The 10022-nt window shown below is 45.3% G+C and carries 11 protein-coding genes and 1 rRNA gene; 9 read left to right on the top strand and 3 right to left on the bottom strand.

Annotated features, from left to right (window positions below; all coding sequences use genetic code 11):
- Window positions 1-80 (top strand): 5S ribosomal RNA (rrf, locus tag K6Y21_RS21510); the annotation flags it as partial.
- Between the two features lie 115 nt (window positions 81-195).
- Here the strand turns inward: rrf and rsmD are convergent.
- Window positions 196-807 carry a 16S rRNA (guanine(966)-N(2))-methyltransferase RsmD gene (gene rsmD / locus K6Y21_RS20815; RefSeq protein WP_233073867.1) on the bottom strand — a complete coding sequence of 204 codons (612 nt, stop codon included), beginning with the start codon at window positions 805-807 and terminating at the stop codon, window positions 196-198.
- A 96-nt stretch (window positions 808-903) separates the two neighbouring features.
- Between rsmD and ftsY the strand changes: the two genes are divergently transcribed.
- The 7 genes from ftsY to K6Y21_RS20780 all read left to right on the top strand — a co-directional run bounded on the left by ftsY (window position 904) and on the right by K6Y21_RS20780 (window position 7073).
- Window positions 904-2289: a signal recognition particle-docking protein FtsY gene (ftsY, locus tag K6Y21_RS20810; RefSeq protein ID WP_233073866.1), complete on the top strand. Its 1386-nt coding sequence runs from the start codon at window positions 904-906 to the stop codon at window positions 2287-2289.
- Window positions 2290-2309: 20 nt separating this feature from the next.
- On the top strand, window positions 2310-2990 hold the full coding sequence (gene ftsE / locus K6Y21_RS20805) for a cell division ATP-binding protein FtsE (protein WP_233073865.1): 681 nt from the start codon (window positions 2310-2312) through the stop codon (window positions 2988-2990).
- Entirely contained in the window at window positions 2983-3951 is a 969-nt protein-coding gene (ftsX, locus tag K6Y21_RS20800; protein WP_233073864.1) for a permease-like cell division protein FtsX, read from the top strand. The genes ftsE and ftsX overlap by 8 nt, the downstream gene beginning before the upstream one ends.
- A 226-nt stretch (window positions 3952-4177) precedes the next feature.
- Entirely contained in the window at window positions 4178-4633 is a 456-nt protein-coding gene (locus K6Y21_RS20795; RefSeq protein ID WP_233073863.1) for a GNAT family N-acetyltransferase, read from the top strand.
- Window positions 4634-4709: 76 nt separating this feature from the next.
- The gene (gene rpoH / locus K6Y21_RS20790; RefSeq protein WP_233073862.1) at window positions 4710-5552 is read left to right on the top strand and encodes an RNA polymerase sigma factor RpoH; all 843 of its coding nucleotides are present in this window, start codon (window positions 4710-4712) and stop codon (window positions 5550-5552) included.
- Between the two features lie 142 nt (window positions 5553-5694).
- A complete protein-coding gene (locus K6Y21_RS20785) occupies window positions 5695-6552 on the top strand; it encodes a prephenate dehydratase (RefSeq protein ID WP_233073861.1) in 858 nt (285 codons plus the stop codon).
- A gap of 176 nt (window positions 6553-6728) precedes the next feature.
- Complete coding sequence (locus tag K6Y21_RS20780) at window positions 6729-7073, top strand: 5-carboxymethyl-2-hydroxymuconate Delta-isomerase (RefSeq protein ID WP_233073860.1); 345 nt, start codon at window positions 6729-6731, stop codon at window positions 7071-7073.
- Window positions 7074-7121: 48 nt separating this feature from the next.
- Here the strand turns inward: K6Y21_RS20780 and trmA are convergent, their stop codons facing one another.
- The gene (trmA, locus tag K6Y21_RS20775; RefSeq protein ID WP_233073859.1) at window positions 7122-8219 is read right to left on the bottom strand and encodes a tRNA (uridine(54)-C5)-methyltransferase TrmA; all 1098 of its coding nucleotides are present in this window, start codon (window positions 8217-8219) and stop codon (window positions 7122-7124) included.
- A gap of 162 nt (window positions 8220-8381) precedes the next feature.
- Between trmA and murI the strand changes: the two genes are divergently transcribed.
- Window positions 8382-9155, top strand: coding sequence for a glutamate racemase (murI, locus tag K6Y21_RS20770; protein ID WP_233073858.1), 774 nt, complete (start codon window positions 8382-8384; stop codon window positions 9153-9155).
- Window positions 9156-9158: 3 nt separating this feature from the next.
- Here murI and K6Y21_RS20765 read toward each other — a convergent pair whose 3' ends face one another.
- A complete protein-coding gene (locus K6Y21_RS20765) occupies window positions 9159-9614 on the bottom strand; it encodes an RNA recognition motif domain-containing protein (protein ID WP_233073857.1) in 456 nt (151 codons plus the stop codon).
- Between the last annotated feature and the right edge of the window lie 408 nt (window positions 9615-10022).

The following is a 10022-nucleotide window of genomic DNA, read 5'->3' as shown; positions in this document are numbered from 1 at the left end:
ATGCCGAACTCAGAAGTGAAACGCAGCAGCGCCGATGGTAGTGTGGGGCTTCCCCATGTGAGAGTAGGACACCGCCAAGCGCCAAACAAGAAAGCCCGAGTCTAGCGACTTGGGCTTTTTTACGTCTGCTGAAAAGTAAACTCGATACACCTATTCCCCGAGCAAGCTCGGGTCCCATAGGTGTTTCCCCTAATACTACTGCGGCTGGCGTTGATAGACCTGATAAATGACTTGGCCTGCGGTTTTATCTTTAATTAACGTCCAATTGGATGGTAGGTTTGGCTGGGTTAGCTCCTTCTCACGCTCGACATAAATTAACGCGTTTTCACTGAGCCAGCCATTATTTTCGAGACTTTCACAGCAAGGCTCTAGAAGGCCCTTGCGAAAAGGGGGATCGACAAAAACTAAGTCAAACTCTTGTTGCGCTGGTTGGGCCAGAAAAGCGAGGGTGTCGGTGCAAACTACCTTGCCATTACTCGCTTTTACCGTATCGAAGTTGGTTTGTAATTGCTTGGCCGCACTTTTGTCTCTTTCAAGTAGTAAGGCACTCGCAGCGTAGCGAGACAAGGCTTCGAGCCCTAGGCTGCCACTGCCACTAAAGCAATCTAAGCAATTTGTATCTCTTACATCCATCGCTAACCAGTTAAATACGGTCTCTTTGACGCGATCTGTGGTCGGCCTTAGCCCCTCTAGATCTTTAACCGGAAGTTTTCTTCCTCGCCATTGGCCAGCAATAATGCGGATTTGCCCCGATTTGGATGAAGTATTTACCTTTTGTTTCGATCTAAGCCTTTGATTTGTGCCCATGGTAATTTTTAGTCCGGCATTTAGGTGTTAACATACACGCAATTTAAAGGACTGTAGTTTAGCAGGCATTATTATCTCGGGTAAGGTTTTACACAAATGGCGAAAAAGAAAGGTTTATTTTCCTGGTTAGGGTTTGGTAAGAAAGAGGCGAGCGAGTCGCCGGAAGTGGTTGAAACCCCCATCGAATCATCAGACAGTCAAGTTACTCAAGAACAAGCAACGGAAGAAGCACGCTTAGCCGCAGAAGCTAAAGCAGCGGAAGAAGCACGTTTAGCCGCAGAAGCTAAAGCAGCGGAAGAAGCACGTTTAGCCGCAGAAGCTAAAGCAGCGGAAGAAGCACGTTTAGCCGCAGAAGCAAAAGCAGCGGAAGAAGCACGTTTAGCCGCAGAAGCTAAAGCAGCGGAAGAAGCACGTTTAGCCGCAGAAGCCAAAGCAGCGGAAGAAGCACGTTTAGCCGCAGAAGCTAAAGCGGCAGAAGAAGCACGTTTAGCCGAAGAAGCAAAAGCAGCAGAAGAGGCTCAAGCCGTAGATGATGAAAAGCCAGCCAAAAAACCAGGCTTTTTCTCTCGTTTGCGTAATAGCTTAAGTCGTACCAAGCAAAGCATCGGCAGTGGCTTCTTTGGGTTGTTTAGTGGCAAGAAGATAGATGATGACTTATTCGATGAACTTGAAGAACAACTACTGGTTGCTGACTTAGGTGTAGAAACCACGTCTAAGATTATTTCGCAGTTAACTTCCCATGCTAGCCGTAAGCAACTCAAAGATGCGGAGGCGCTATACGACCTTTTAAAGCAAGATATGTCTGATATTTTGCAAAAGGTGAACAAACCTCTTGAAATTGATAAAGAAAAAACGCCTTATGTTATCTTAATGGTGGGGGTTAACGGGGTAGGTAAAACAACCACTATTGGTAAACTTGCTAAGCAATATCAGCGTGAAGGTAAGTCAGTGATGTTAGCGGCTGGTGATACCTTCCGTGCAGCGGCGGTTGAGCAGTTGCAAGTATGGGGCGAACGCAATGATATTCCCGTCATCGCGCAGCATACCGGCGCTGACAGTGCGTCTGTGTTGTTTGATGCTTTAGAGGCTGCAAAAGCGCGTAATGTGGACGTGTTAATCGCCGACACAGCAGGTCGTCTACAAAACAAGAACCACTTAATGGAAGAGCTTAAGAAAGTGGTTCGTGTGATGAAGAAAAAAGACGAAACGGCACCCCATGAGATCATGTTAACCATAGATGCTGGTACGGGGCAAAATGCCATTAGCCAAGCGCAGTTGTTTCATGATGCTGTAGGGCTGACCGGTATCACCCTAACCAAGTTAGATGGTACCGCGAAAGGTGGTGTGATCTTTGCCGTTGCGGATAAGTTTGGTATTCCAATCCGTTACATTGGTGTTGGAGAAGGGATTGATGATTTACGTGCTTTTAATGCTGATGAATTTATTGAAGCGCTATTCAGTCGCGATAAGCAAGGCGAGTAATTTCCAAGGATAGGCCGACCATGATTAAGTTTGAGCAAGTCAGTAAAGTGTACTCAGGCAGTCACCAAGCACTGCAAAAAGTAGACTTCCATTTACAACAAGGTGAAATGGCCTTTTTGACCGGGCACTCGGGTGCAGGAAAAAGTACTTTACTTAAACTAATCAGCCTATTGGAGCGCCCTTCAGATGGAAAAATCTATTTGAATGGCAATGATATTAGCCAAGTTTCGCGGCGTCATGTGCCTTATTTACGCCGCCATATCGGCATTATTTTCCAAGACCATAGATTGTTGATGGATAAGACGGTATTTGAAAATGTCGCTTTACCTTTAGTCATTGAAGGCTATGGTCGAAGCGAGATAGAGCGGCGCGTCATGGCGGCGCTAGATAAGGTGGGGTTATCTGACAAAGCGTTCTGTGTTCCCGTTCACTTATCGGGAGGGGAGCAGCAGCGAGTGGGGATCGCTCGTGCTGTCGTCAATAAGCCGCCTTTACTGTTGGCCGACGAGCCCACGGGGAATCTGGATCCTAAGCTTTCTACTGAAATTTTAAAGTTGTTTGAAGCCTTTAATAGTGTGGGCGTCTCTGTGTTGATTGCGACCCATGATCTTGGCTTGATAGCGAAAATGCGTTACCGCACGCTGACATTACGCAACGGTAAAATGAGCAGTGATGGTTTGTTGGGAGGCTCATATGCTTAATATCCTCGGTTCTTCGCCGCGCATTGCTAAAGTGCCTTGGTACAAACGATTTTTAATGTACTGGGTAAACCATTTCCAGCAGGCGGTAGGGAGTTTGGGTGAACTTTGGCGCACCCCGATGGCTTCGTTAATGACGATGGCAGTATTGGGGATCAGCCTGGCATTGCCAGCCAGTTTTCATTTGTTGTTGAAAAATGCCGAACGGGTTACCGCAAGTTGGGACAATGCCGCTGAGGTCAGCCTATTTTTACAGCCCGGTTTAAGTGAAAAAACAACTCAGAACTTTATACAGCGCATCAGTTTGTATAGCGAAGTGGAAGCGGTTACCTATATCTCAAAGGAACAAGCGATTGTCGAGTTTCGAGAGATGTCAGGCTTTGGTAATGCACTCGATTTCTTAGATGAAAACCCCCTTCCTGCTGTGGTACAAGTGACACCTAAGCCACAACATGCTTCTCCTGCGGGGGCCAAGTTACTGCTCGCCAAACTGCAGCAAGAAAAGGAAGTAGAACAAGGTAAGCTGGATATTGAGTGGTTAGAGCGTTTACACGGTATGATCAGCCTAGTGGTGGATTCTGTTGTGGCCATTGCCTTTTTATTGCTCGCCTCTGTGCTGCTTATCGTTGGTAATACCATACGGCTCAACATATTGAATCGTCGTAGTGAAATTGAGGTGATGAAGCTGGTCGGGGCCACCGATGCGTTCATTCATCGGCCTTTTCTGTATACCGGTTTATGGTATGGCCTGATTGGCGGCATGATAGCTTGGGTGTTAACAAGCTCTTTAGTGCTGTGGATGGAATCTGCAGTGATCCGTGTCGCCGGTCTATATCAGAGTGATTTTAGATTACTTGGCTTATCGCTTGCTGAGTTTGTTTTTATGTTAGGCCTTGCTTCTTTGCTTGGACTGGTTTCTTCCTATATCACCGTCAAACGCCATATACACCTCATTGAGCCCTAGGGCCTGTCTCTTTTGCGTTTTTAGTGCGAGCGATAGCAAGCTGCACTAAAAGCGTCATAGTAATTTCACACTGCCTCGGCATTATCTCGCCTACTCTGTTGATAGCAGAAATACGATTTATCTTAACTGATTTGTCACTAATTCTGGTCTAAACACTATTTGTGACTTGTGTCACTTTTTTAGATCGGTTAGTCTAAGTGCGTTAAGACGACGAAAGGGATTATGAATGACACTATCGCTTGCTTTTGAAGACGCTTCGCTATTTTCTCCTGTGGTCCAATTATTGCTGAATGAATTGGATGCTGAAGCCGCAATGCCTAGTTCACTACTTGATGATTTCCAATTAGGTGAATATCAACTATTAATTGCTCGTCATAATGGGGATGCGATTGGCTGTATTCTGTACCGACTTTCTTCTTTGAATGAGCTCGATATTCGTTGTTTATATGTTCGTGCGAGTTATCGTGAGCAAGGGGTTGGAAAAATGTTGTTTAAACAGTTAACCGAACAGGTTCAGCATAAGGTAGAGCAGGTGATTGTGATAAAGAGTGATCATCCTCTGGTACAAAGTATGATTAGTACATTAGGCCTGAGATCTGAATCGCGTCCGACAACGTACCCTCCATATCTAAAATCTTGCTTGGCGTCACCTGCTCAGGATAGACACTTGCATATTAACTGATGTTTCCCTATATTCTTTCAGCTTGCCCTTAGAATAAGGGACTGACACACGGCTCATCGATTCTAAAAGGTTACTAATGAGTACAGATTATTCAATGGCGTTGATACCTCAAGGTAGCATTGAAGGCTATGTTCAATCGGTAAATCAATTTTCTGTGTTAAGTGCGGAAGAAGAAAAGCGCTATGCAGAAGAGCTCTTCTATGAAGGGAGTGTTGAAGCTGCCCGTAAATTGGTTTTATCTCACTTGCGCTTTGTTGTACACATAGCAAAAAGTTATTCTGGCTATGGCTTGCCCCAAGCTGATTTGATCCAAGAGGGTAACATCGGCTTGATGAAAGCGGTTAAGCGCTTTGACCCGAGTGTCGGCGTGCGCTTGGTGTCTTTTGCCGTGCACTGGATAAAAGCTGAGATCCATGAATACGTGTTACGCAACTGGCGTGTAGTCAAAGTGGCCACCACTAAGGCGCAACGTAAATTATTCTTCAACCTGCGTAAGTCGAAAAAACGTCTTGGCTGGTTCAATCAAGACGAAGTGCGAAATGTAGCTGAATCCCTCGGCGTTTCTGAAAAAGAAGTGTTGGAAATGGAGTCTCGTTTAAGCGCACAAGATCAAGCCTTTGACCTCGCCAGTGATGACGATGACGAAAGCTTTGCGCCAATGCAGTACCTAGAAGACAAATCGTCTAATGTCGCAGAGCAATATGAGGCGGCCAACTATGATGACCATGCATCGGCAAAACTAAGTGCAGCCATGGCTCAGTTAGATGATCGCAGCCAACATATTTTACAATCCCGTTGGCTAACGGATGATAAATCGACACTGCAAGAGCTAGCGAGTCAATATCAGGTCTCAGCAGAGCGAATTCGCCAGCTGGAGAATAATGCCCTGAAGAAATTAAAAGGCGTGATGGATATTTAACCTCATCCCGTGACGACTAAAGAAAGGCCTGAAGATTCAGGCCTTTTTTATTGCTGAAAATCACTCCAAGCCGCGACAGCAGGTGACGCTGGAGTCAAGATAATGTAAATTCTCAGTTTCGTTAGAGAGAATGAGGTTATGCATGACAGTTGTTGCGACATTAGGTCCCAAAGATACCTTTTCAGATATGGCCACGAGAAGTTACCTTGCTCGCCAAAATACACAGTGTCGCGTAACCTATTATCCCACCCTAAAAATGGCCTTTTCTGCAATTGGTAATGAGGCCGATTGGGGAGTGTTACCCATCGAAAACTTGTCTGAAGGCTATGTGCAGGTAGTGCTTGATGAATTGATGGCAACCGATCTGTACATTCGTGACGAGATCTTGCTGCCCATCAAGTTTGCGCTGGTTACTAACTGCAGTCGTTTAGCTGAAGTTCGATCGCTTTATGTTCAGTTTGTTGCTCATGGCCAGTGTTCTGAATTTATCGAAAGTTTAACAGGCATTACTATCCATAATACCCAAAGTAATATGCTGTCATTACAAGCGTTGGAGGAGTCGGCTGAGCCCGCGGCGGCGGTGATCCCGCATCACGTACTAAAAGATTGGCATCACGATTGTTTCTCGATCGATAATGTGACGGATTTTGCTCATAATCAAACTCGGTTTTTGGTACTCGGTAAAGAGCCACAAATCATCGATCCTGCCCTAAGTTACAAAACCACATTAGTGGTACGAGACGACCATGATAAGCCTGGCGTGTTGGGAAGCATAGTGACCGCATTTTCTGATCGTCGCATCAATATGACATCCATCATGTCGCGTCCAACCAAGTCACAATTGGGCAAATATCACTTTTTTATTGATGTTGAAGGCCACTGCGAACAAGCTGATATCGCAGCGGCGATTGAGCAAATTAATCACCAGTACCGGGTTAAAGTGCTTGGCTCGTATCAAGTAGCAGAAAACAAGGTTCAGCCAGTGGCAAGCACTTGCTGAGTCATCATTCGCGTCCCCCCTCTCGCTATGTAAGCGCCCCAGCGATGAGTTTTTTTGTAAAACGAACTAACTAAACTTGGTAATCAGGTCACTTTTTCATTCCTTGTTAGATACTTAAACTGATATACACTGAACGTATGTCATCCTGTTTTTGTTCTGAATAAGAGGGGGCTAACATGCCACATTTAGTAATGGAATATGCGCAAGAGTTAGAAACAAGCCATAACATCGCCAGCATATTAAATGCCGTGCATGATGCAGCAAAAGCGTCGGGCTATTTCACGTCTAGCGCGATTAAGAGCCGTGCTCACCCATATCCTTATTACCGTATTGGCGATCTTGAAGGGGAAGGGCAATTCATTCATCTCACGGTTTCTTTACTGAAAGGGCGATCCAGTAAGGAAAAATACCAACTAAGCCAGTTATTGTGCCGAACCCTGACCGAGTCAGTAGACTTTGTGGGCAGCGTGTCCGTTGACGTACGAGATCTTGATGAGGAAGTGTATAGCAAGCGGCTTTAGCCAAGATCGCCAAGAGAGCCAAGGGCAGCGCATTGCTGCCCCAACCCTTTATTTGCGCTGAAGGTAAACCCCAGATTCCATATGATGGGTATAGGGGAACTGATCGAACAGCGCAAACCGGGTGATGTGATGAGTTTGACTTAGCACACTTAAGTTATCCGCTAATGTGTCGGGGTTACAGCTGATATACAAGATGTTGTCATATTCTTGTACCATTTTTACGGTGGCAGGGTCGAGTCCTGCACGAGGAGGGTCGACAAAAATGGTGTTACATTGATAGTTATTGAGATCTATCCCTTTCAGGCGTGAAAACGCTCGCTCTCCCTTCATCGCTTGAGTAAATTCTTCGGCCGACATACGAATAATGGTGACGTTATCAATTTCATTTGCGGCAATATTGTATTGTGCAGATTCAACCGACGGTTTAGCGATTTCTGTGGCTAGCACCCGGTTAAAGTTCTGGGCCAATGCCAGTGAAAAATTACCGTTGCCACAATATAGCTCAAGTAAATCACCTTGATTATTGCGAGTGCAATCTACCGCCCATTCCAGCATTTTCTCTGCGACCTTGGCATTGGGTTGGGTAAAGCTATTCTCTACCTGTTTATAGGTGAACTCACGTTCAAAGACGGTCAGTTTTTCGATGACAAACTCACGGTCAATGCAAATTTTCTGTTTTCGTGCGCGACCGATTAAGTCGATTTTGTAGCGGCCTGATAGCTCTGCTTTAAGCTGCTGAGCCTGTTGTTGCCATTGCGCATCGAGGGGTTTGTGATAGAGCAAGCTGACTAATATTTCACCACTTAAGGTTGAGAGAAAGTCGATTTGAAACAGCTTATGGCGTAAAACAGGGATCGTTTTGATCTGCTCGATGAGCTCGGGCATTAATTGGTTGATTAATGCACTGCCGGGGCCAAATTGGTCTACTCGGATTTTCGCTTTGGTCGCTTGGTCAAACATGATGTAGTAAAGATCATCGCCTTGGTGCCATACGCGAAACTCGCAGCGACTGCGGTAGTTTTGCTTAGGGGAAGCAAAGATCTCTAACTCGGGTGGGGTAAAGGGTGAGAATTGTTGAGCAAGTTGATTTGCTTTTTCCTCCAGCTGCTGTTGATAAGAATCAGGTTGGATAAAGGGACAAGACATATAAACCTCAAGGTGCAGCTGAAAAAGGCAAATTCTAACCAGCTAGTCAATATTGTCCAGATAAAGCGGCGACAATTTTGTCCCCTGACTTGCAGTGAAGTGATAAAACAAGTGACAATCGCAACTTGTTCAGTATTTAAAAAGGCAGCAAGGTATATTTAGGTGAGCATTCTAATCTTCGATTCCGGTGTGGGCGGATTATCTGTATATCAAGAAATAGCTAAGCAGTTGCCCGAGCTCTCAGTCACCTATCTATTCGACAACGCCTTGTTTCCATACGGTGAGCTGACGGATGACATACTGATACAACGTGTGTGTGACCTAATGCAGCGTGCGCTGAAAAAATGGTCGGTTGAGTTAGTTGTGATTGCTTGTAATAGTGCGAGCACCCTTGTCTTGGAGCCACTTCGTCAAATGTTGGCGGTGCCTGTGGTGGGGGTAGTGCCTGCCATTAAGCCGGCCGCCCATCAAACCCAAAAGGCCTGCATTGGTTTATTAGCCACCCCAGGCACAGTGAGTCGAACTTACACAGATAACTTGATTAGGGACTTTGCGCCTAATGTGCAGGTGTTGCGCATCGGCTCAAGTGAGCTGGTTAAGTTGGCGGAACAAAAGTTAAGACAGCAGCCCGTGGCCCAATTAACCATAGATGAAATCTTATCGCCTTGGCGACATGCTGAACCTAAACCAGACTGTGTGGTATTAGGGTGCACTCATTTTCCATTACTTAATCAAGAAATTGAACAAGCGTTGGGAGCGGATGTGATGTTAGTTGACTCAGGGGCTGCGATTGCTAAGCGTGTAGAAAGCTTGTTGGGCGATAGGTTGACTAAAGAAAGAAAGTTGGCCATCTATTGTACCGAGATGAATCAAGAAGTGAGCGAACTAAATCCAGCTTTGTCAGCAATGGGCTTTAGTTCGCTAAAGGTTTTTTAGGGCCTACTCTTCAGCATTGCCATCATCACGGGCTGCGCGCTCATTTGCTTCACGAACTTTAAGTGTTCTTTGTTGAAACTCTTTTTCGTTCAATTGAGCAATGGCTTGGTGTGCATCAGCCTCCGGCATCTCAACGAAACCAAAACCACGGCGCTTACCCGTTTGTTTGTCCTTCATCAAACGAACTGAAACCACGCGTCCGTGTTCCGAAAATAGCTGGCGCACAGCCGCCTCATTCGCGCGATAGGGAAGATTACCGACATATAAGGTTTTAGTGGTGAATGTCTCAGCCACAGGTGAACGCTTCGGTAACAGTGCAATGGCGATACCACCAATGGCTATGCCTAAAGCGAAGGTGAAAGCTGAATCTGGTTGTAGAAAATAGGTAATAACAAAACCTACACCTGCCAGTGCAAGAGAAAGCAACACAGACAATCCTAGTGTGTTGGACGATTTCATGATTAATAGAACCCCTGATAATAGAATATAATTGTAATTAGCTGTTTTAAATTGTGCTTAAGACATGATTTGGCCGAGTAATAAGGCAATAAGGCAAAATCAAGTCATGGGTAATTTAGCAATTAAATGAAGCATAAGCTTGAAGCTGTTTCCAATTTTTTAACATTAATCCGAATAAAGCGGTCAAATTAATGTGATAAAGAGCAAAAAGTGACCGTTATGGGTGTTTTTTGCTCGAACAAGTCAAAATTTGACGAATTCAAATTAAAAGCCTTGCACCGAAAACGGATCTCCCTATAATGCGCATCCACTGACACGGCGCAGCGGCTCTTACGGAGCAAGGCTAGAAGCTAAATCAGTTGGTTAAAAGCTTCGGCTTCTAACCAGAAAGAAAAATCGAAAATTTCT

The sequence above is a fragment of the Motilimonas eburnea genome (assembly GCF_021295345.1).
Lineage (GTDB): Bacteria > Pseudomonadota > Gammaproteobacteria > Enterobacterales > CBDFNC01 > Motilimonas > Motilimonas eburnea.
Note: the sequence above shows the minus strand (reverse complement) of the source record. Positions and strands in the feature narration are given on the sequence as shown.

Bases quoted from the DNA above. Each gene is read 5' to 3' on its own strand.
- rsmD (WP_233073867.1), bottom strand. From the start codon at position 807: ATGGGCACAAATCAAAGGCTTAGATCGAAACAAAAGGTAAATACTTCA.
- ftsY (WP_233073866.1), top strand. From the start codon at position 904: ATGGCGAAAAAGAAAGGTTTATTTTCCTGGTTAGGGTTTGGTAAGAAA.
- ftsE (WP_233073865.1), top strand. From the start codon at position 2,310: ATGATTAAGTTTGAGCAAGTCAGTAAAGTGTACTCAGGCAGTCACCAA.
- ftsX (WP_233073864.1), top strand. From the start codon at position 2,983: ATGCTTAATATCCTCGGTTCTTCGCCGCGCATTGCTAAAGTGCCTTGG.
- K6Y21_RS20795 (WP_233073863.1), top strand. From the start codon at position 4,178: ATGACACTATCGCTTGCTTTTGAAGACGCTTCGCTATTTTCTCCTGTG.
- rpoH (WP_233073862.1), top strand. From the start codon at position 4,710: ATGAGTACAGATTATTCAATGGCGTTGATACCTCAAGGTAGCATTGAA.
- K6Y21_RS20785 (WP_233073861.1), top strand. From the start codon at position 5,695: ATGACAGTTGTTGCGACATTAGGTCCCAAAGATACCTTTTCAGATATG.
- K6Y21_RS20780 (WP_233073860.1), top strand. From the start codon at position 6,729: ATGCCACATTTAGTAATGGAATATGCGCAAGAGTTAGAAACAAGCCAT.
- trmA (WP_233073859.1), bottom strand. From the start codon at position 8,219: ATGTCTTGTCCCTTTATCCAACCTGATTCTTATCAACAGCAGCTGGAG.
- K6Y21_RS20765 (WP_233073857.1), bottom strand. From the start codon at position 9,614: ATGAAATCGTCCAACACACTAGGATTGTCTGTGTTGCTTTCTCTTGCA.